At 67.5% G+C, this 19,269-nt stretch carries 21 protein-coding genes; 7 read left to right on the plus strand and 14 right to left on the minus strand.

The genetic code is table 11. The features are described from left to right. Positions 1-112: 112 nt before the first annotated feature. The 6 genes from mutM to MNR00_RS09505 are packed head-to-tail and all read right to left on the minus strand — an operon-like array spanning position 113 to position 5,252. Positions 113-1,003, minus strand: coding sequence for a bifunctional DNA-formamidopyrimidine glycosylase/DNA-(apurinic or apyrimidinic site) lyase (mutM, locus tag MNR00_RS09480; RefSeq protein WP_241925687.1), 891 nt, complete (start codon positions 1,001-1,003; stop codon positions 113-115). 7 nt (positions 1,004-1,010) lie between these two features. After that, on the minus strand, positions 1,011-1,703 hold the full coding sequence (gene rnc, locus MNR00_RS09485; protein ID WP_241925688.1) for a ribonuclease III: 693 nt from the start codon (positions 1,701-1,703) through the stop codon (positions 1,011-1,013). An 11-nt stretch (positions 1,704-1,714) separates the two neighbouring features. Next, positions 1,715-1,924 (minus strand): 50S ribosomal protein L32, encoded by a 210-nt coding sequence (rpmF, locus tag MNR00_RS09490; RefSeq protein ID WP_241925689.1) that lies wholly within the window; start codon positions 1,922-1,924, stop codon positions 1,715-1,717. Positions 1,925-1,926: 2 nt separating this feature from the next. Further along, positions 1,927-2,475, minus strand: coding sequence for a DUF177 domain-containing protein (locus tag MNR00_RS09495; protein ID WP_241928813.1), 549 nt, complete (start codon positions 2,473-2,475; stop codon positions 1,927-1,929). A 58-nt stretch (positions 2,476-2,533) separates the two neighbouring features. Then, positions 2,534-3,031 carry a pantetheine-phosphate adenylyltransferase gene (gene coaD, locus MNR00_RS09500; protein WP_241925690.1) on the minus strand — a complete coding sequence of 166 codons (498 nt, stop codon included), beginning with the start codon at positions 3,029-3,031 and terminating at the stop codon, positions 2,534-2,536. 49 nt (positions 3,032-3,080) lie between these two features. After that, on the minus strand, positions 3,081-5,252 hold the full coding sequence (locus tag MNR00_RS09505) for an ATP-dependent DNA helicase RecG (RefSeq protein ID WP_241925691.1): 2,172 nt from the start codon (positions 5,250-5,252) through the stop codon (positions 3,081-3,083). Positions 5,253-5,326: 74 nt separating this feature from the next. On the opposite strand from MNR00_RS09505, the gene rsmD reads away from it, so the two are divergent. Beyond that, the gene (gene rsmD, locus MNR00_RS09510) at positions 5,327-5,917 is read left to right on the plus strand and encodes a 16S rRNA (guanine(966)-N(2))-methyltransferase RsmD (protein ID WP_241925692.1); all 591 of its coding nucleotides are present in this window, start codon (positions 5,327-5,329) and stop codon (positions 5,915-5,917) included. Here rsmD and thiL read toward each other — a convergent pair. Continuing rightward, positions 5,914-6,918, minus strand: coding sequence for a thiamine-phosphate kinase (gene thiL / locus MNR00_RS09515; protein ID WP_241925693.1), 1,005 nt, complete (start codon positions 6,916-6,918; stop codon positions 5,914-5,916). The two genes, rsmD and thiL, sit on opposite strands and share 4 nt — an antisense overlap. A 23-nt stretch (positions 6,919-6,941) precedes the next feature. Here thiL and MNR00_RS09520 point away from each other — a divergent pair, with 23 nt between their 5' ends. Beyond that, a complete protein-coding gene (locus MNR00_RS09520) occupies positions 6,942-7,430 on the plus strand; it encodes a DUF3515 family protein (RefSeq protein ID WP_241925694.1) in 489 nt (162 codons plus the stop codon). A 33-nt stretch (positions 7,431-7,463) separates the two neighbouring features. Here MNR00_RS09520 and MNR00_RS09525 read toward each other — a convergent pair whose 3' ends face one another. The 7 genes from MNR00_RS09525 to MNR00_RS09555 all read right to left on the minus strand — a co-directional run bounded on the left by MNR00_RS09525 (position 7,464) and on the right by MNR00_RS09555 (position 15,032). Next, positions 7,464-8,552, minus strand: a complete 1,089-nt coding sequence (locus MNR00_RS09525) for a D-alanine--D-alanine ligase family protein (protein WP_241925695.1) — start codon at positions 8,550-8,552, stop codon at positions 7,464-7,466. Next, positions 8,458-9,588 (minus strand): NAD(P)H-dependent glycerol-3-phosphate dehydrogenase, encoded by a 1,131-nt coding sequence (locus tag MNR00_RS09530; RefSeq protein WP_241925696.1) that lies wholly within the window; start codon positions 9,586-9,588, stop codon positions 8,458-8,460. Before MNR00_RS09530 ends, MNR00_RS09525 begins: the two co-directional genes overlap by 95 nt. Further along, positions 9,578-10,327, minus strand: a complete 750-nt coding sequence (locus tag MNR00_RS09535; RefSeq protein WP_241925697.1) for a lysophospholipid acyltransferase family protein — start codon at positions 10,325-10,327, stop codon at positions 9,578-9,580. The genes MNR00_RS09530 and MNR00_RS09535 overlap by 11 nt, the downstream gene beginning before the upstream one ends. Before the next feature lie 4 nt (positions 10,328-10,331). Next, on the minus strand, positions 10,332-11,696 hold the full coding sequence (gene murA, locus MNR00_RS09540) for a UDP-N-acetylglucosamine 1-carboxyvinyltransferase (RefSeq protein WP_241925698.1): 1,365 nt from the start codon (positions 11,694-11,696) through the stop codon (positions 10,332-10,334). A 106-nt stretch (positions 11,697-11,802) separates the two neighbouring features. Next, a complete protein-coding gene (gene leuD, locus MNR00_RS09545; RefSeq protein ID WP_241925699.1) occupies positions 11,803-12,423 on the minus strand; it encodes a 3-isopropylmalate dehydratase small subunit in 621 nt (206 codons plus the stop codon). Then, a complete protein-coding gene (leuC, locus tag MNR00_RS09550) occupies positions 12,423-13,850 on the minus strand; it encodes a 3-isopropylmalate dehydratase large subunit (RefSeq protein ID WP_241925700.1) in 1,428 nt (475 codons plus the stop codon). Before leuC ends, leuD begins: the two co-directional genes overlap by 1 nt. 192 nt (positions 13,851-14,042) lie before the next feature. Continuing rightward, positions 14,043-15,032 carry a TerC/Alx family metal homeostasis membrane protein gene (locus MNR00_RS09555; protein ID WP_241925701.1) on the minus strand — a complete coding sequence of 330 codons (990 nt, stop codon included), beginning with the start codon at positions 15,030-15,032 and terminating at the stop codon, positions 14,043-14,045. 226 nt (positions 15,033-15,258) lie between these two features. Between MNR00_RS09555 and MNR00_RS09560 the strand changes: the two genes are divergently transcribed. The 5 genes from MNR00_RS09560 to MNR00_RS09580 are packed head-to-tail and all read left to right on the plus strand — an operon-like array spanning position 15,259 to position 19,268. Next, positions 15,259-15,813: a sigma-70 family RNA polymerase sigma factor gene (locus MNR00_RS09560; protein ID WP_241925702.1), complete on the plus strand. Its 555-nt coding sequence runs from the start codon at positions 15,259-15,261 to the stop codon at positions 15,811-15,813. After that, positions 15,810-16,913, plus strand: coding sequence for a DUF4349 domain-containing protein (locus MNR00_RS09565; protein WP_241925703.1), 1,104 nt, complete (start codon positions 15,810-15,812; stop codon positions 16,911-16,913). The genes MNR00_RS09560 and MNR00_RS09565 overlap by 4 nt, the downstream gene beginning before the upstream one ends. A gap of 32 nt (positions 16,914-16,945) precedes the next feature. Beyond that, positions 16,946-17,296 (plus strand): PadR family transcriptional regulator, encoded by a 351-nt coding sequence (locus MNR00_RS09570; protein WP_241925704.1) that lies wholly within the window; start codon positions 16,946-16,948, stop codon positions 17,294-17,296. Continuing rightward, the gene (locus MNR00_RS09575) at positions 17,293-18,669 is read left to right on the plus strand and encodes a hypothetical protein (RefSeq protein WP_241925705.1); all 1,377 of its coding nucleotides are present in this window, start codon (positions 17,293-17,295) and stop codon (positions 18,667-18,669) included. Before MNR00_RS09570 ends, MNR00_RS09575 begins: the two co-directional genes overlap by 4 nt. A 59-nt stretch (positions 18,670-18,728) precedes the next feature. Next, positions 18,729-19,268 (plus strand): helix-turn-helix domain-containing protein, encoded by a 540-nt coding sequence (locus MNR00_RS09580; protein WP_241925706.1) that lies wholly within the window; start codon positions 18,729-18,731, stop codon positions 19,266-19,268. Position 19,269: the final 1 nt, after the last annotated feature.

Here is a 19,269-nt window from a genome sequence, read left to right on the forward strand (position 1 = left end):
TGAACGGGGAGGAATGAAGCTCTTGGACTGTAATGTACATTCACGCGGCCTTGGGTCCTCAACTGCCCTGCCCGTGAGGGCCAGCCCGCACACCACAATCACCCCAACTGGATCATCTTTTTCGTTGGCAGACCGGGCAAAAATGTGACGAGCGGTTCGTGAAGGCAACGCGCTTGATCAAGCTTCCGCAACGGCTGCAGGGCTTGCCGCCACGGCCATACACTTCAATCGATCTGGCAAAATAACCGGCCTGGCCGTTGACGTTCACGTACTGCGCATCGAAGCTGGTGCCGCCTTCGGCCAGAGCCTTCTCGAGCACGAGGCGCACTTCGCTCAGCAGCCGACGCACAGCCTGAGCCGACAGTGCCGCGCCGTGCGACTCGGGATGGATGCGCGCCGCCCACAGGGCCTCATCCGCGTAGATGTTGCCGATGCCGCTGATCAGCGTCTGGTCGAGCAGGATGCGCTTGATCGCACTCGACCGGCGGCGCACGGCAGCGATGAAGGCCCGTTCGTCGAAGGCCGGGTCGAGGGCATCCCGCGCGATGTGCGCGACCTGCGACGGCACCTGGGCCAGATCACTGCCGAACCCGCCGGCGGCGCCCTCCGTCGCGACTAGCGCGTCGACCGCCAGCGACCCGAACGTGCGCTGATCGGCGAATGCCACCGCAAGGCGGCCGTGCTGCGGATGCTCGATATGCAGCCGGATTCGCTCATGGCGCTCGCGCACAGCATCCGATTCGCGCAGCAGCATCTGCCCGCTCATGCCGAGATGTGCGATCAGCGCGTCGTCATCGCCTTCGAGCGGCAGCCACAGGAACTTTCCTCGGCGCACCGCCGCGCGCACGGCGCGGCCCTCCAGGCGCGCGACGAAGTCGGCGGCGCCGAGCGGATGCCTGGTGAGGGCGCGCTCGTCGAGCACATCGACTGCGCTGATGCGCGCGCTGGTGACGGCGGGTGCGAGACCGGAGCGGACGACCTCGACCTCGGGAAGCTCGGGCACGCCGGCTTCAGCCCCGGTCGCTGAGCTGACGCCAAGCGGTGAGCGCGGCGGCCATCTCAGCGGTCTTCTTGCTGGTGCCGACACCCGTGCGGGCGAGGTCACCCACATGAACCGTCGCCGTGAAGACGCGGTCGTGATCGGGGCCGTCAGCCTCGACCTCGTAGCTGGGTGGGGTCTTGCCCAGGCGCGCGGCAAGCTCCTGCAGGCTCGTCTTCGGATCCATCGCCGCGCCATAGCGCTCCGGATCAGCGAGCAGCGGCTCGGTCAGCCGCAGCACGAGCTCGGTGGCGGCGTCAGCCCCGGCAGAGAGGAACGTGGCGCCGAAGACGGCTTCCATGGTGTCGGCGAGGATCGAGTCCTTGTCGCGCCCACCGGTCTGCTCCTCACCACGGCCGAGGCGGAGGTGCTCTCCCAGGCCGATACCGCGAGCGACCTCGGCAAGGGCGACGGTCGAGACGACGCTTGCGCGCCGCTTGGCCAGTTCACCCTCGTCGAGGTCGGGAAGCGTCGTGAAGAGCATGACGGTCACCGCGAGCCCGAGCACGGAGTCCCCCAGGAACTCCAGACGCTCGTTGTTCGGGATACCGCCGTGCTCGTAGGCGTAGGAGCGGTGCGTCAGAGCGCGCTCCAGCAGCTCAGGATCGATCTCTACGCCGAGCTTCTCGGTGAGGGAAACCTCACCCGCGAGAGTCTCGGACATGATCGATCCGATCAGACGTCGGCGACCTTGCGGCCCTTGTACTCGAGGAACAGCTCAGTGCCCTGCGAGTCGGTGACGACCTTGGCCTGGTGCGGACGGCTGTAGACGACCTGACCGTTCTCGATGGTCTTCACCAGAGCGGTGGGCGTCGCCTTCCACTGCGCACGGCGCGAGCGGGTGTTCGAACGGGAGACCTTGCGCTTCGGGGGGTTACCGGCCATGACTAGCTCTCTTCTTTCTCGGCGGCACGACTCTCTGTCGTGTCGTCCTGGTCTGTGATCTGTCGGAGCGCGCTCCACCGTGGATCGATGGGAGCAGCGCTCTCTGCTCCGGTGCTAACGGTCAGCTTCTCGCCCGTCACAGGGTCGAGCCCCAGGCAATCCGGCTGACACACCGGCTGAAAAGGAAGCGACAATACCATCGCATCCCTGACCAGAGTTTCAAGATCCACGTGGTCGTCTTGAACCTCGAAGTCAGTTTCTTCCTGTCCAGGATACGCGAAAAGCTCCTGGAACTCGACTTCGACAGGCGCAGAGATGTCTGTGAGGCATCGACCGCAGACTCCGACGTACTCGGCATCGACCGTTCCTGACACCAGGATCCCCTCGTGCACCGACTCCAGACGCACGTCCAGATCCAGCGTCTCACCGGCTTCGACGGTGACGATCCCCTCACCCCACTTGTCGGCGAGAGTCACTTCGAAGCGATGCTCTCGCATCTCTCCGGGCTTTCGTACGATATCGCGGACGGGCAGGAAGAACGGGCCGTTCACTCGGGACTTCACCCCGCCATGCTACCTGGCCCACATGTCCGCGGGGCCGGAAGCCCGTTCAGAGACCGCGGGCGCCCGTGTCGAGGAACGAGGCCACCACGGGTGGCACGAACGGCGACACGTCGCCGCCGAGAGACGCGACCTGCCGCACCAGCGAACTCGACACCATCGCGTGCGACGGGTCTGGCAGCAGGAACACCGTCTCGATCCCGGCGAGGTGGCGGTTCACGATCGCCATGGGCGATTCGTAGGCGACGTCGACCTGCGAGCGGATGCCCTTGACGAGCACCCCGGCATCGACATCACGCGCATAGTCGACGAGAAGTCCCATGCTCCAGGAGCCGACGATGATGTGCCCTTCGATCCCGGCCTCGGCGATCGACTGCTCGAGCAGAGTCATCCGCTGCGCGATCGGCAGCATCGCCTCTTTGCCGGGGTTGTGCACCACCAGCACATGCAGCTCGTCGTACAGACGCGCGGCACGGGAGATCACATCGAGGTGACCGAGAGTGGGCGGGTCGAAGGATCCTGGGACGACGGCGATCCGACTGTTCACTTCGACTCCCTCCGGCCGCTCACTGCGGCGCGCGATCACAGCCTATCGGTCAGTTCTTTGCAAGCGCCGCACGGTCGGATTCGCTGACGCGCCCCTCGATCGCCGCGCGCAGACCGGGATGGTCGGCCAGCGTTGGGTCCTGTTCGAGGATGCCCTCGGCGAGCTCGCGCGCATGCGCGATGAGCCCGGCATCCTTCACCACGCGCAGCAGTCGCAGCGACGATTTGACCCCGGCCTGTGCGGCACCGAGCACGTCGCCCTCGCCGCGCAGCTCGAGATCGACCTCGGCCAGTTCGAAGCCGTCGATGGTCGCCGCCACGGCCTCGACCCGTTCGCGCGCCAAAGACCCGACCTCGGCCTCTGTCACCAGCAGACACAGCCCGGCGTGCTCACCTCGGCCCACCCGGCCACGCAGCTGGTGCAGCTGCGAGACACCGAAGCGATCGGCGTCCATGATCACCATCATCGAGGCGTTCGGCACGTCGACGCCGACCTCGATGACGGTCGTCGCGATGAGCAGGTCGAGCTCGCCTCGGGCGAAGGCCTGCATGACCGCGTCCTTCTGCTCGGAGGGCATCTTGCCGTGCAGCACCGCCCGCCGCACCTGCGAGAGCACGGGGTGAGTGGCCAGCGTGGCGTCCAGCTGCACGACGCCCCACCTCGGTCCCTTGCCCTCGGCATCCGGTGGCGTCGCGTCGCCCGATTCCACCGCGTCCTTCTCGGTGTCGATCGCCGCGCACACGGCGAACACCTGCCGCCCCTTGGCGATCTCCTCGCCGGCGCGCTCCCACACCCGTCCGAACCACTCCGGCTTCTCGGCGAGGGGGGCGACGAAAGTCTGGATTCCGGCACGACCGGCCGGCATCGAGCGGATGACCGAGGTGTCGAGGTCGCCGAAGACCGTCATCGCGACCGTTCGAGGGATCGGCGTCGCCGTGAGCACGATCGCGTGCGGTGCGGTGCCCTTCGCCCGAAGCGTCTCGCGCTGCTCGACGCCGAAGCGGTGCTGCTCGTCGACGACGACGAGCGCGAGATCGGCGAAGGTCGTCTTCTCGGACAGCAGGGCATGAGTGCCGATGACGATCAGGGATTGACCCGAGGCCACCCGCAGAGCGGCTTTGCGTCGCATCGGCGCCGACATCTGGCCCGTGAGCAGCGTCGGGATGAGGTGAGCTGCGACGTCGGGCCCGAGCATCTTCGTGATCGATCGAAGGTGCTGCGCTGCGAGCACCTCGGTGGGGGCGATGAGCGCGGCCTGTCCCCCGGACTCGGCCACCTGCAGCATGGCGCGCAGCGCGACGAGCGTCTTGCCAGATCCGACCTCGCCCTGGATCAGCCGGTTCATCGGGCGGTCGGCCGTCAGATCTGCCGCGATCTCGGCGCCGACGCGCTGCTGATCGGCGGTGAGGGTGAACGGCAGGGTCGCGTCGAAGCGCTCCAGCAGCCCGCCCGGCGTCGCGTGCCGCGGCGTGGCGGTGAGTGCCCGCACCTGTTCACGCTGCTGCAGCAATGCAGCCTGCAGAGTGAGCGCCTCATGCGCCCGCAGAGTGCGCACGGCCGGGTCGATCTCGTCGCGTCGCTGTGGGCGGTGGATGCTGTCGATCGCCTGCCGTGCCGTCAGCAGCCCTTCCTGCTGCCGCAGGCCGTCCGGCAGCGGGTCCGGCACGTCGCCGAGCTTGTCGAGAACGGTGGCGATCATCTTCGCGAACTGCCAGCTCTGTACGGCGGAGGTGGCCGGGTAGATCGGGATCGGCACGTTCTTCAGCGAATCGGCCTGCTTCTGGGCCGACTCGGTGTCTTCGAAGAGCTCGTAGTCGGGGTGCGCGAACTGCACGGTGTCGCGGAACATGCTGACCTTGCCCGAGAAGATACCGCGGCGTCCGACTGCCAGCTGCCCGGCACGCCAATTCGCGTGGTGCATGTCCTTCGCGAAGAACGTCAGCGACATCCTGCCGACACCGTCGCTGATCGTCACCTCGGTCATCGCTCCCCTGCGGTTGCGCATCTGCCGGGGAGTGGAAGAGACCACTTCGGCGACGATCGTGACGGTCTCGCCGATCGGCAGTTCGCTGATGGGGGTGAGTTCGCCGCGGTCGGCGTAGCGGCGTGGGTAGTGCCCCACCATCGCGCCGACCGTCGTCATGCCGAATGCCTTCTCGAGTGAGCGCGCTGTCGTCTTGCCGAGCGCTTCGGTGAGCGGCGTGTCGAGCGCGAAGACCATGATCCGAGTCTAGAGAGGGCGACGGACGTCCGACGATCGCCAGCACGCCCCCACGCGTGTCGTATCGTGAACGGGTGACCAGGATCATCGCCGGCCGCGCCAGAGGCGCCAGACTCGAGGTGCCGAGCGCCGGCACGCGCCCCACGAGTGATCGGGTGCGCGAGTCGCTGTTCGGCGCGCTGGAGTCGATGGATGCCATCGACGGCGCCCGTGTGCTCGACCTCTATGCGGGCAGCGGTGCGCTGGGGCTGGAGGCCTGGAGCAGAGGGGCAGCGGCGGTCGAGCTCGTCGAACTGTCCCGTCCAGCAGCCACCGCCGTCGGGCGCAACGCTGGTGTGGTGGCGAAAGCCATGGGCGTGCCGGCCTCGGCGAAGATTCACCAGAGCGGCGTGCGGCAGTATCTCGCCCGGGCGAGGGGACCTTTTGACCTGGTGTTCAGCGATCCGCCGTACGACCTCGAGGACGCGGCCATGACCGCGGACCTCGAAGCGCTGGTTCCGCTGTTGAGCGAGGATGCCGTGGTGGTCATCGAACGAGGCAAGCGCGCGACACCGCCAGAGCTGGAACATGCCGGCCTGGAGTTGCTGCGGAGCAAGACCTACGGCGACACGACGCTGTGGTGGGCGACGCCCGCCGGTGAACAGCCACTGGCGTATCGCGACTAGAGCGCGCCGTCCCAGTCCCGATACGGGTCCCAGCCGGCGTGTGTGATGGGTGCCCCATCGACGAGCACGCCATCCGCCGCGCGAGCGGTGACGACACCGAGGCGGTGGAATCCCTCCGGCAGCACTCCGGGCGGGAACGTCGCCAGCAGTCCGTGATCCTCTCCCCCGCCGATGGCACGCTCGCGGTCGGCCGCGAAGGCGAGTGCATCCAGTGCTGCGCCATCCAGAGCGAGCGTCACGCCCGAGGCATCCGCCAGCCGCGCGGCATCCAGAGCGAGGCCGTCGGAGACATCCATCATGGCGGTCGCCCCGGCTTCCGCCGCGACCGGACCGAGCGCGATGGGAGGTGCAGGACGCAGCTGCCTGTCGAGGGCGTGCCGCTGCGCAGCATCCAATTCGCTCCGCTCCACCGCCACCGGCGTCTCCCCCGCGCGGAAGCGCGCGAACAGCAGCGCCAGTCCTGCCGCCGCCGCACCCAGCTCGCCCGCCAGCGCGACCACGTCGCCCGGCCTGGCGCCAGCGCGGGTCACGGCGTCCCGCCCGTCGAGGTCGCCGAGCGCGGTCACCGCGATCAGCAGCAGCTCCGACACGGTGAGGTCGCCACCGACGACTGAGCATCCGGGGGCGAGCGCTGCGCATGCCTCACGGAACCCGTCGGCCATCTGCTCGACGAACGACAGCCGGGTGCTGCGCGGCACGGCCAGCGAGACCAGCAGACCGGTGGGCACCGCGCCCATGGCAGCGATGTCGGCGAGGTTGACGGCGGCGGCCTTCCAGCCGAGGTCGTAACCGCTCGACCAGGCGGTGCGGAAGTCCGGCCCTTCGACGAGGGTGTCAGCGGTCGCGACGACCGACCGTGACGGTGCCGCGATCACTGCGGCGTCATCCCCCGGCCCGAGGATCGTATTTGCGGCCGGCGCCGTGCGTGCAAGGATCGCGCGGAGCACCGTCCCCTCAGAGATGTCGCCGATGCGCTGGTCGTCGTCCGGAGCGGATGCCATGTCGACAACGGTAGCCTGGAACCATGCTCCGTCGTCTCGCCCTGACCGCGGGCGCACTGTCCGCCGGCACCATCATGCTTCTCGCCCTCACCGGCTGCTCGAGCACGGTGGCCCTTGAGCCCGCGGCGGATGCGAACAACCCGCTCTGCGCAGAGGTCAGCGTGCGTCTGCCGGATGCTGTCGCCGGAGAGGATCGCCGCTGGACCGATGCCCAGGCCACCGGCGCCTACGGCGACCCGACCAGTGTCATCGTCTCCTGCGGCGTCAAGGTTCCCGGCCCCACCAGCACCCTCCAGTGCATCACTCTGGAAGGCATCGACTGGCTCGTCGACGAATCACAGTCGCCGAACATGCGCATGACGACCTACGGGCGCGACCCCGCTGTGCAGGTGTTCGTCGACACCGAGGTCGTCAGCGCGAACGAGGCGCTCTCGAACAGCGGCATCGTCTCGGGCATCCGCATGATCCCCGCGACGAGCGCGTGCACCGAGGCGAACGAACTGCCTGAGTGACCTACCCAGGGTTCCCGGCCCCGGGAGCAGCGCTCAGCGCTGCAGCCCGGCCTCGATCAGCTCGGTGATGAGCTCGCTGTAGCTCAGCCCCGAGGCGATCCAGCACTTCGGGAACATCGAGATCGGCGTGAATCCGGGCATGGTGTTCAGCTCGTTCACGACCAGCTCGCCCTCGGGCGTCACGAAGAAGTCGACCCGCGCGAGGCCCTTGCCGTCAACAGCCTCGAACGCCCGTACAGCGGCGTCCTGCAGCGCGGCGATCAGCGGCTCGTCGACCTCCGCAGGGCAGACGATGTCGACGCCGTCGCCGCCGAGGTACTTGCCCTCGAAGTCGTAGAAGCTGCGCGAGGTCAGCACGACCTCGCCCGGCAGCGAGGCCCGCGCCCGCGCGCCGTCGCGGCCGGCCAGCACACCGACCTCGATCTCACGGCCGGTGACCTTGGTCTCGACGAGCACCTTCTCGTCCTCGGCGAACGCGATCCGAAGCGCCTCGTCGAGCCCCGCACCGTCGTCGACGCGCGAGACGCCGACGCTCGAGCCGGCGCTGGCCGGCTTGACGAAGACGACATCGCCGAGCGCCTCCACAGCGGCGCGAATGCGCTCGGGATCGGCGTCCCATTCCACCTGGCGCACCGTGATGCCAGGCGCGACGGCGATTCCGGCTGCCGACAGTGCGAGCTTGGTGAAGTGCTTGTCGAGGCACACCGCTGAGTCGAGGATCCCTCCACCCGCGTACGGCACCTCGATCACGTCGAAGAAGCCCTGGATCGCGCCGTCCTCGCCGTGCAGTCCGTGCAGCAGCGGCAGGACCACATCGATCTCTCCGAGGTCGATGGTCGAGCCGTCCGGAGCGGCGACGCGCAGCATCCGATCTCCGCCGGGTTCGGGCCAGCGCACCCTGGTGCCGTTGTCGATCACCTCGGGAAGGTGTTCCGCATCGAGCGGGAACTTCTCGGGACGGTCCTCCTCGAGCACGAACGCGCCCTCGCGCGTGATCCCGACCGGGATCACCGTGTACCGCTCGCGGTCAATCGCTCCCAGCACTCCGCCCGCCGTTGCGGAACTGATCGAATGCTCGCTGGAACGCCCGCCGAAGAGCACCACCACCGTCTGCTTGTCCATGATTGGTTCTCTCCTCCTGCGGAGTGTCGTCGTCGGTGGTGAGGTGCGGGGCGATGTCGCGCGGGTCGAGGCGCCCGTCGAGCACCATCTTCACCTGCTCGACGATCGGCATGTGCACCTCGGACTCGTGCGCCAGCTGCAGCACCGGCGCGACCGACGCGAGTCCCTCGGCGGTCTGCTCCATCTGCTTGATGACGTCCTGAAAGCTGTAGCCCTGTCCGAGCAGGCGCCCCGCTGTGTTGTTGCGGCTGAGCGGCGACTGGCACGTCGCGATCAGGTCGCCGAGGCCGGCGAGCCCCTGCAGGGTCTCGGGCTGCGCGCCGTTCGCGACGGCGAAGTCCGTCATCTCCACAAGGCCCCGCGTGATGATCGAGGCTTTGGTGTTCTCGCCGTAGCCGACACCGTCGACGATGCCGATCGCGACCGCGATGAGGTTCTTCAGCACGCCGCCGAACTCGGTGCCGATCACGTCCGTGTTCACGAACGAGCGGAAGTACTTGTTGCGGGCTGTGCGGGCGACAGCATCCGCCGTCTCCTGACTGCGCGACGCGATCACCGCCGCCGTCGGCTGCTCGCGCGCGATCTCGAGAGCGAGGTTCGGCCCGGATGCCACTGCGATCCGGTCCGGATCGCACCGCAGCTCCTGCTCGATCACCTGGCTCATCCGCAGCCCCGTCGAGCGCTCCACGCCCTTCATCAGACTGATGATGGGGGCGTCGCTCTCGGTCAGCAGCGGCCTGATGGCCTTCAGGTTCTCGCGCAGCGACTGGCTGGGCACCGACAGGTAGATCTGATCTGCGCCTTCCAGCGCGCGGGCGATCTCGTGCGTGGCCATCATGCTGCGCGGCAGGTTGATGCCAGGCAGGTACTTGGAGTTACGCTTCGCTTCTGAGATCTCCAGAGCCAGCTCAGGGCGACGAGCCCACATGGTCACCTGGGATCCGCCGTCGGCGAGGATCTTCCCGAACGTAGTGCCCCAGCTGCCCGCGCCGATGATGGTGGCGCGCGTGGTGACATCGGTCCGCTTACGGTTCAAGGCGCCCCGTCTCGTTCTGTCCGTGCTGTGCCGGGTTCCAGCGGGTCGCAGGCGCCTTCTCGCCGCGCAGCTCTTCGAGCAGCGCGGTGATCGCGGCCATCAGGCGGTCATTCGCCTCATTCAGCACACCGGGCTCCCCCGCGCGCCCGCGCAGGTCTGTGAGGTCGACAGGGTCGCCGAACAGCACGCGGACCGGCTTGCGCAGCGGCCACAGGCTCAGTCCCTTCTGGTACCGCCCCATGATCTCCTGCGTGCCCCACTGGGCCACCGGGATCAGCGGGATGTCGCCGGAGAGGGCGAGGCGCACCGCACCCGACTTGCCGCGCATCGGCCACAGGTCGGGGTCACGGGTCAGCGTCCCCTCCGGGTACACGATCACCCCGCGGCCGTGCTCGACGAGCTCTTTGGACTGCGCCAGCGTCTGCTTCGCCGCCGCGGCGGAAGACGAGCGTGCGACCGGGATCATGCCGGTCTTCTTCAGTACCCAGCCGACCACCGGCACGCGGAACAGGCTCTCCTTCGCCATGAACCGCGGAAGGCGACCGGTGCGGAACACCGCCAGGGCGACGATCAGCGGGTCGAACTCCGAGTAGTGGTTCGGCGCGAGCACGAATGCTCCCTGCCGCGGCAGCTTCTCGTCGTGGATCGCGATCACCTTGGCGATCAGCGACAGGATCGGCACGACGACAGCCGCGAGCGGCCAGAACATGCTGGGGTGGCTGCGTTCGGATCTTGCCATCAGATCACCGGACGACGTCGAAGTCAGCGCCGAGCACTCGCAGCTTGTCGAGGAACTTCTCGTATCCACGGCTGAGGATGTCGACACCCGAGACCTGCGACTCGCCCTCGGCCGTCAGCGCGGCGATCACGTGGCTGTATCCGCCGCGCAGGTCGGGCACAACGATGTCGGCGCCGTACAGCGGCGTGGGTCCGGTGATCACGGCGGCCTGCTCGAGCTCACGACGCGGCACGCGACGCGGACCGTCCTGCAGGCCGTGCGGGTGCACCTCGATGTCGGCGCCCATCTTCACCAGCGCCTGTGTGAATCCGAAGCGGTTCTCGTACACCGTCTCGTGCACGATCGAGCGGCCGGTTGCCTGGGTCAGCGCGACGATCAGCGGCTGCTGCCAGTCGGTCATGAATCCGGGGTGCACATCGGTCTCGACGATGACGGGCTTGAGCTCGCCGTCGCGGCGGAAGAGGATGCCGTCCTCCTGCACGTCGAACCAGCCGCCGGCCTTGCGGAACACGTTGAGGAAGGTCAGCATCTCCTGCTGCTTGGCGCCGCCGACGAAGATCTCGCCGTCCGTGGCCAGCGCTGCTGATGCCCAGGAGGCGGCCTCGTTGCGGTCGAAGATGGCGCGGTGGTCGTAGCCGCGCAGCTGCTCGACGCCCTCGATGAGGATCACCCGGTTGGGCTCGTACGAGATGATCGCGCCCATCTTCTGCAGCACGGCGATCAGGTCCATGATCTCGGGCTCGATAGCCGCGTTGCGCAGCTCGGTCGTTCCCTCGGCACGCACCGCTGTGAGCAGCACCTGCTCGGTGGCCCCGACGCTCGGGTAAGGCAGGTGGATGTTCGCGCCCCTGAGCCCGTTCGGGGCCGATAGGCGGATGCCGTTCGGCTCCTTCTCGACGACGGCGCCGAACTTGCGCAGCGCGTCGAGGTGGAAGTCGATCGGACGATCACCGATGCGGCAGCCGCCGAGATCGGGGATGAAGGCCTGTCCGAGACGGTGCAGCAGCGGGCCGCAGAACAGAATCGGGATGCGGGATGCACCGGCGTGCGCGTCGATCTCCTCGTAGTGCGCCGATTCGACGGCACTCGGGTCGAACACCAGGGCACCGGGCTCGTCACCCTCGGTGACGGCGACACCGTGCACCTCGAGCAGCGAGCGCACCACGGCGACATCACTGAGATCCGGCACATCGCGCAGGGTGCTGGCCGTCTCGCCAAGCAGCGTGGCGACCATCGCCTTGGTGGCGAGGTTCTTCGCGCCCTTCACGTCGACTCGGCCGCGCAGCGGCCTGCCTCCGCGGATCGCGAGCACGGATGCGGTCTGAACCGGAGCCAGCTCTGCTGCTGCGTCGCGCGCGGATGTCGTCATTCGGGCCTCTTCTTCGTCTCGACAGACGCGGCGGTCGCCGCGAGGTCTGTATTGATCACGGCGGATGCCGCGGGGGCTTGTGACCCCCGGCCCACCTGCTTCTCGTCTAGCGGACGGGGAGCGTACGTGGCCGCCACGACTCGCGGCGGGCCTCGAACTGCGCGATCTTGTCTTCGTTGCGCAGCGTGAGCCCGATGTCATCGAGCCCTTCGAGGAGCCGCCATCTAGTGTAATCGTCGATCCCGATGGCGGTCTGGAAGAGCGGCTCCGAATCAGGAGTGGCGCCGGGAACGGTCACAGTGCGCGCCTCGAGGTCCACAGTGATCGCGCGCCCTGGCTGTTCATCGATCAGCGCCCAGATGCGCTCGATGTCGGCCTCGTCGACGGTCGCGGCGAGCAGTCCCTGCTTACCGGAGTTGCCGCGGAAGATGTCGGCGAATCGCGGGCTGAGAACGACCTTGAAGCCGTAGTCGCGCAGTGCCCACACGGCGTGCTCACGGCTGGATCCGGTGCCGAAGTCGGGGCCGGCGACCAGCACGGATGCCCGCTGGAACGGCTGCTGATTCAGCACGAACTCGGGGTCCTGACGCCACGCGTGGAACAACGCGTCTTCGAAGCCGGTCTTGGTGACGCGCTTGAGGAAGACGGCCGGGATGATCTGGTCGGTGTCGACGTTGGAGCGCTTGAGGGGCGCTGCGACTCCGGTGTGCGTGGTGAACTTCTCCATCAGTTGCTCCCCTCCAGGTCGGCCGGACTAGACAGTGTGCCTCGTACTGCGGTCGCGGCAGCGACCAGCGGCGAGACGAGGTGGGTGCGGCCGCCCTTGCCCTGTCGTCCTTCGAAGTTGCGGTTGGACGTCGACGCGCAGCGCTCTCCCGGTGCCAACTGGTCGGGGTTCATCCCCAGGCACATCGAGCATCCGGCGAAGCGCCATTCGGCGCCGAACGCCTCGACGATCTTGTCGATGCCCTCAGCCTCGGCCTCGAGACGCACGCGTGCGGAGCCGGGGACCACCATGACTCGAACGCCGTCGGCCTTCTTCTTGCCCTGGATGACCGAGGCGAACGCCCTGAGGTCCTCGATGCGGCTGTTGGTGCATGAGCCCATGAACACGGCGTCGACCTTGACCTCCTTCAGCGGAGTGCCGGGGGTCAGGTCCATGTAGTCGAGCGCCCGCTCTGCGGCGGCGCGCTCGTTGGCATCCGTGATCTCGGCAGGATCCGGCACGGATGCTGACAGCGAGCTGCCCTGGCCGGGGTTGGTACCCCAGGTGACGAACGGCTCGAGCTGCGCCGCGTCGATGAACACCTCGGCGTCGAAGACCGCACCCTCATCGGTGGGCAGCGTGCGCCAGTAGGCGACCGCGTCGTCCCAGTCCTGCCCCTGTGGGGCGTGCGGCTTGTCCTTCACGTAGGCGAAGGTCGTCTCGTCGGGGGCGACCATGCCGGCGCGGGCACCGGCCTCGATCGACATGTTGCAGATCGTCATGCGCCCCTCCATCGAGAGGGCTCGGATGGCGCTGCCGCGGAACTCGAGCACGTAGCCCTGTCCCCCGCCGGTGCCGATCTTCGCGATGACGGCGAGGATGATGTCCTTCGCCGTGACGCCGGGGCGCAGTTCTCCCTCGACCGTGATCGCCATCGTCTTGAACGGCTTCAGCGGCAGCGTCTGGGTGGCCATGACGTGCTCGACCTCGCTGGTGCCGATGCCGAACGCCATGGCGCCGAACGCGCCGTGCGTCGAGGTGTGCGAGTCACCGCAGACGACGGTGATGCCAGGCATCGTCAGCCCGAGCTGCGGGCCGACGACATGGACGATGCCCTGTTCGGCGTCGCCGAGCGAGTGCAGCCGCACGCCGAACTCCTCGGCGTTGCGGCGCAGTGTCTCGATCTGGGTCCGGCTGGTCAGATCGGCGATCGGCTTGTCGATGTTCAGCGTCGGGGTGTTGTGATCCTCGGTGGCGATCGTCAGGTCGAGTCGTCGCAGCGGACGCCCCTCGGCCCGAAGACCGTCGAACGCCTGGGGGCTCGTGACCTCGTGCACCAGGTGCAGATCGATGTAGATCAGATCGGGCTCACCGTCGGCACCCTTGACGACGAGATGATCGTCCCAGACCTTCTCGGCGAGTGTGCGCGGCTGTGTGCTGCTGGTCATGCGGTGTGTTCCTTCTGGCTCGATGAGTCGGCCCGCGTTGGACGCCGCGACGAGGAAGGCCTGTGTCAGATCCCGTCGCGGCTGCTAAGAAGAAGAACCACCCGCCGCATGCCGGTCAGTTTACACGGCAGTGACGGGTGGTTCTCGCGGGGCGTGCGCTTTGTGACGCTCCGGATCAGTCGCTTCTAGGACTCAGCTGTTCAGCGCTGAGCGCTTCTCGCGGCTCGAGGCGATCAGGCTCGCGACGGTGGCGACGACCATCGATGTGACGATGACTCCGAGCGAGACCCAGTTGTTGATGTCAGGCGCCCAGGCGATCGGCTCACCGCCGTTGATGAACGGCAGCTCGTTCTCGTGCATCGCGTGCAGGATCAGCTTGATGCCGATGAAGCCGAGGATGAACGCCACGCCGTAGTGCAGGTAGCGCAGCTTGTCGAGAAGGTCGCCGAGCAGGAAGTACAGCTGACGAAGACCCATCAGTGCGAACAGGTTGGCCGTGAACACGATGAACGGGTCGGTGGTCACGCCGAAGATCGCGGGGATCGAGTCGACGGCGAACATCAGGTCGGTGATGCCGAGCGACACGAAGACGATCAGCATCGGCGTCCAGATCTTCTTGCCGTTCACGACCGTGCGCACCTTGGGGCCGTCGTACTCGTCGCTGATCGGGATGACCCGGCGCACCATGCGGACGATGAAGCCCTCAGTCTGCTGGTCATCCTCGTGCTTCTCGGGCATGGCCTGTCGCACAGCGGTGAAGACCAGGAACGCGCCGAACAGGTAGAAGATCGGGCTGAGGTGCTCGACGGCGGCGCCGACGATGATGATGAAGATCGCGCGCAGCACGAGTGCGATGATGATGCCCACCATCAGCGCTTCCTGCTGATAGCGCCGTGGCACCGAGAACTGGGTCATGATCAGCACGAACACGAACAGGTTGTCGATGGAGAGGCTGTACTCCATGGCCCACCCGGTGAGGAAGTCCAGTGAGGTCTTCGCGTCGCCGATGAAGAACAGCACGGCGGCGAAGATCAGAGCCAGGGTCACGTAGAACGCGACCCAGAGGCTGGATTCCTTCGTCGACGGGATGTGCGGGCGCTTCAGGATCAGAAGAAGGTCGCCGATGAGGATGAGGGTCAGGACCACCAGGGAGGTGACCTCGAACCAGACGGGGATAGTCAAGGACTAAGGGCCTTTCGAAAGGGTTGGCGTGAACCGAAAGTCTCTCCCCGCACGTGGTGCGCCGCGCGGCCGGAGCAGCGATGACGATGCTCGTGATGACGATCCGCGCGAAAGTGGGATACTCCCTTTCGCTCGAACGATCGTACCGGAATCTGAGACGATGGGTGATTCTTCGACACTGTGCAGGTGAGAGACAGTGTTGTGACACAGGGCGATCGGAATGGGAATGCCGAGCAGCGAGGATCGTGATTGGGCCGCACGGGCCGCATCCGGTGATCAGGATGCCTTCCGCGCGATCTATCGCGCACACGTCAAGCCGGTGTACTGGATCGCACACGGCATCCTGGGCTCGCCCGCGGATGCCGAGGATGTGACCCAGGAGACCTTCACGGTCGCCTGGCGCAAGCTGCCGGGGCTTGAGTTGGTGAACGATTCGCTGCTGCCGTGGCTGGCGACGATCTGCCGTTTTCAGTCGGCGAACCGGCTGAGGCTGCTGCGCCGCGACCGCGCCAATACCGCGGATGCCCTCGATGAGGCGCTCCCCGACACGGTGAGCGTCGAGGACCAGGTGATCTCGGCGGCGCTCGCAGACCGGATAGCAGAAGAGGTGGGTCTGCTCGACGAGCTCGATCAGCAGATCTTCCGCCTGTGTGCAGTGAACGGTTACGCGTATCAGGCCGCGGCCGAAGAACTCGGCGTGAGCCACGCCGTCGTCCGCAACAGACTCTCTCGAACACGCACGCGCCTGCGGGGTGCGGTGAAGGAAGTGAGAGACGCATGAGCGAGAACCAGATGGAGCTGCCGCCGCTGAGCGAGCAGAGCATCGCCCGCATCGAGCGCGCGGTCTTCGCGGAGATCGACGACGAACGGCCGATGCCTGCGGCGACCTCAAGCACCGCGGTCCGCGCGCGTCGCCGACGACGGCGCTGGGTGACTGGGCTGGGAATCGCCGCGGCTTTCGTCGGCGGCATCCTCATCGCGCCACCGCTGCTGAACGCGGTCGCGCCGTCAGGGGTGGGCGCGGTGTCCTACGACTCCGCCGTGCGCGAAGTAGCTCCGCTCAGCCCGGAAGGCGCCGACATGGCTGTCGACGGAGCCGCCGGCGGTGACGCCGAGGCATCGAGCGCCGACGCCTCCACAGGGGCCGGCGCGGCTGCTGAGGATCAGGGGCGAGAGATCATCTCCACAGCAGACATGACGCTGCAGGTGCAGGACGTGGCGCGGTCGGTGGATGCCCTCGGCGCTCTCGCCGCGGATAACGGCGGCTATGTGGAGGCGACTGACGTCGGCCTCTCGCCGGATGCCGCGATGGAGACGGTACCAGGAGCGCCACGGCAGTCCGGCAGCGGCTGGATCAGCATCCGCGTTCCTGCGGCGGACCTGACCGCGGTGATGTCGGCGGTGGGTGACGAGGGCGAAGTGCTGCGCTCGTCGGTGTCGCGGCAGGATGTCACCTCGACCGTCGTGGATCTGCAGGCGCGTGTCGATTCTGGGACCACTTCCGTGAAGCGACTGACCGAGTTGATGGGCAAGTCGGCTTCGGTGGCTGATCTGATCGCCGCGGAGTCCGCCCTGACGCAGCGGCAGGCGCAACTGGAGAGCGACCAGCAGCAGCTGAAGGGAATCGGCGAGCAGGTGGCCATGGCGACGATCTCGATTCAGCTGACCGAGCAGACGACGACGACGACCGCTGATCCGGCCGGCTTCACAGACGGACTGCTCGCCGGATGGAACGGTCTGATCGTGTCGCTGAACGCGGTGGTGGTCGCCGTCGGCTTCCTGCTCCCGTGGCTGGTGATCGCCGGCGTCGTCGTGCTGGTGATCTGGTTGGTCCGGCGACGCAGGACTCCCGCGGCAGGGGCGCCGGAGGCATCCGAGTAGCGATACTCTCCCTCCCGATATATGCTCGACGCATGAGCACTTCGATCAGCGAACCCTCGTTCTGGATTCTCAGTGCACTCGCCGGCGGGCGCAGGCATGGCTACGGCATCATGCAGGACGCCGCCCAGCTCAGCGGCGGGCGGGCCACGCTGAAAGTGCCGACGCTGTACGCGACCCTCGAGCGATTGGAAAAGGGCGGACTGGTCCGCGCGGACGGCGAGGAGGTCGTGGATGGCAGGGCTCGACGCTACTACGCGCTGACCGAAGCGGGAACGATCGCGCTGCGCGAGGAGGCCGAAGCCCTGCAGGCCAGGGCGCGCATCGCAACGGAGCGTCTGGCCGGCAATCCGCGCGCAGCATGGGCATCGGCGGCCTTCGCATGATGGATCTGGAGACCCGCTATCGACGGCTGCTGCGGTGGTACCCCCGCGCGTGGCGCGCAGCGCACGGTGAGGTGCTACTGGGCATGGCACTGGATGCCGCCGAAGCCGAGGGGCGCTCACGTCCCACCCGGGCCGAAATCCGCAGCATCATCCTGCACGGCACAGGAGAGCGCTTCACCCTGCGCACCGCGCTTTTCGCCGCTTTCGGCGCGCTGCTGTGCTCTGCCATAGCCGTGCTGCTCACTCTGACCGGCGTGCCTGCGATCACGCAGTTCGGAGGCGGGTGGATCCCCCTGGCACTGAGCCTGCCAGTCGCTGGCATCCTCGCGAGCGCGGCGCTCATCGTCGTGCTGCGTCACATCGGCGCGCTGCGCCCTGACCGGGCACTGCCGGCTCTGAGCCTCGCAGCGGCGTCATGGGTGTTCGCGTTCCTCACGGCCTGGTCGTGGTCGGTGGGCTTCGACGAGGCGGATGCCGGATCGGCCCGCACGGCGTTCGCACAGTCGTTCGTACCGCTCTTCCTTACCGCGTGGGCGGTCGGGGGTGCGGCGATCGCGCTCGTCATCTGCGACGCGACGCGGGCGCTGCCACGCGCAGCCCGCATGGCGACGGCCGTCGTGGCTGCCGTGGTGTGCCCTCCGATCATCGGCGTCACGGCCGTCTCGCCATTCGCGGGACTGTTCGCAGCGCTCTGCCTCATCGTGACCGGTGTTCTGCTGTCTGCTCGCGCGAACGCGCCACGTTCGCCAGCGGACTCACGTGGTTCTGCAGATGCGGACGAATACACAGCGCAAGGCAACTCGGTGCACACAATCAGCGCGCCCCGGCGGCGCATCGCCGGCCTCATCGCCTCGTTCAGCACGGTGATCGGCATCGGGTGCGCAGTGTTCGCCCTGGTCGGCGCCAGCCTCGTCCCGGGAATCGACGCCACCCGCGCCATGCAGATCGGGCTCGGCGCTGGGACGCTCGCAGGTCTTCCCACGATGCTCGCGATCGGATGGATGCTTATGGAGCGACGACCTGCCAGCGCGGCTCCGCTGGCAGTCGGAACGCTGCTCATCGGCGGCGGCGCAGCCATTCAAGCGATTACCACTCTGTCGGGCAGTGCCGGCTCTGGCGATCTCCCCTGGGCTGCTGTGCTTCCAGCTGCCGCAGGTGCTGGAATCATGACCTGGGGTCTGCTGCGACTTCGCCATCCGTTGCGGATACTGCTTGCGGCGTCCGTCGCGATCGCCGCGCTGATGCCGCTCTGGCTGTTGCTCGTCGCCGCTGGCCTGGTGATGCCGATCGTGGGTGCCGTGATGACGTTCTGGGGGCTTCGACTGCGCACCGAGAGACATTCGACCGTTCAGAGGATGCAGCCAGTTCGTTGATTTTCCGGGGTATACAAGAACTCTTGTGAGAATCGGCAAGTGCGCTTAGCGTTGCCGACGTGGAAGAGATCTCCGTCATCACCGCCGTGCACCATCCCCTGCGCAGGCGCATCGTCGACCATCTGCTGCTGCATGAGACCGCGCAGGTGGGGGGCCTGGCGCGTGCGCTGGGCGCCCAAGTGGGCAGCATCAGCCACCACCTGCGCATGCTGCAGCGCGCCGAGGTCGTCGAGCAGGTCGAGGACCCCGCCGGCGACCGCCGCACCAGCTGGTGGCGGCTGATCCGCAGGTCGCTCAGCTGGTCGAGCAGCGATTTCGCCGACTCCCCCGCCGACGCGTACCTTGCCCGCGAGGCGCAGCGCCTGAACGTGCGCCACCAGCTCGAACGCCTACAGCAGTGGAACCGCGTGAGTCCGTCGACCGACGTCGAGGCATTCGCCACAGACACCCTGGCCTGGGCGACGCCCGAAGAACTGCTCGATCTGTCGCGGCGCCTCAGCGAGACACTCGATGAGTGGCGTGCGTCGATCGACCGCACAGACGGGCAGCAGCGCATGCCGGTGTTCTTCTTCGCCCACGGCTTCCCCACGGAGGTGTGAG

The organism is Microbacterium sp. H1-D42, from assembly GCF_022637555.1.
Lineage (GTDB): Bacteria > Actinomycetota > Actinomycetes > Actinomycetales > Microbacteriaceae > Microbacterium.

Coding starts and splice junctions, on each gene's coding strand:
- rnc (WP_241925688.1), bottom strand. CDS start 1,703: ATGTCCGAGACTCTCGCGGGTGAGGTTTCCCTCACCGAGAAGCTCGGC.
- rpmF (WP_241925689.1), bottom strand. CDS start 1,924: ATGGCCGGTAACCCCCCGAAGCGCAAGGTCTCCCGTTCGAACACCCGC.
- MNR00_RS09505 (WP_241925691.1), bottom strand. CDS start 5,252: ATGGTCTTCGCGCTCGACACGCCGCTCACCGAAGCGCTCGGCAAGACG.
- thiL (WP_241925693.1), bottom strand. CDS start 6,918: ATGGCATCCGCTCCGGACGACGACCAGCGCATCGGCGACATCTCTGAG.
- MNR00_RS09520 (WP_241925694.1), top strand. CDS start 6,942: ATGCTCCGTCGTCTCGCCCTGACCGCGGGCGCACTGTCCGCCGGCACC.
- MNR00_RS09525 (WP_241925695.1), bottom strand. CDS start 8,552: ATGGACAAGCAGACGGTGGTGGTGCTCTTCGGCGGGCGTTCCAGCGAG.
- MNR00_RS09535 (WP_241925697.1), bottom strand. CDS start 10,327: ATGGCAAGATCCGAACGCAGCCACCCCAGCATGTTCTGGCCGCTCGCG.
- murA (WP_241925698.1), bottom strand. CDS start 11,696: ATGACGACATCCGCGCGCGACGCAGCAGCAGAGCTGGCTCCGGTTCAG.
- leuD (WP_241925699.1), bottom strand. CDS start 12,423: ATGGAGAAGTTCACCACGCACACCGGAGTCGCAGCGCCCCTCAAGCGC.
- leuC (WP_241925700.1), bottom strand. CDS start 13,850: ATGACCAGCAGCACACAGCCGCGCACACTCGCCGAGAAGGTCTGGGAC.
- MNR00_RS09560 (WP_241925702.1), top strand. CDS start 15,259: ATGCCGAGCAGCGAGGATCGTGATTGGGCCGCACGGGCCGCATCCGGT.
- MNR00_RS09565 (WP_241925703.1), top strand. CDS start 15,810: ATGAGCGAGAACCAGATGGAGCTGCCGCCGCTGAGCGAGCAGAGCATC.
- MNR00_RS09570 (WP_241925704.1), top strand. CDS start 16,946: ATGAGCACTTCGATCAGCGAACCCTCGTTCTGGATTCTCAGTGCACTC.
- MNR00_RS09575 (WP_241925705.1), top strand. CDS start 17,293: ATGATGGATCTGGAGACCCGCTATCGACGGCTGCTGCGGTGGTACCCC.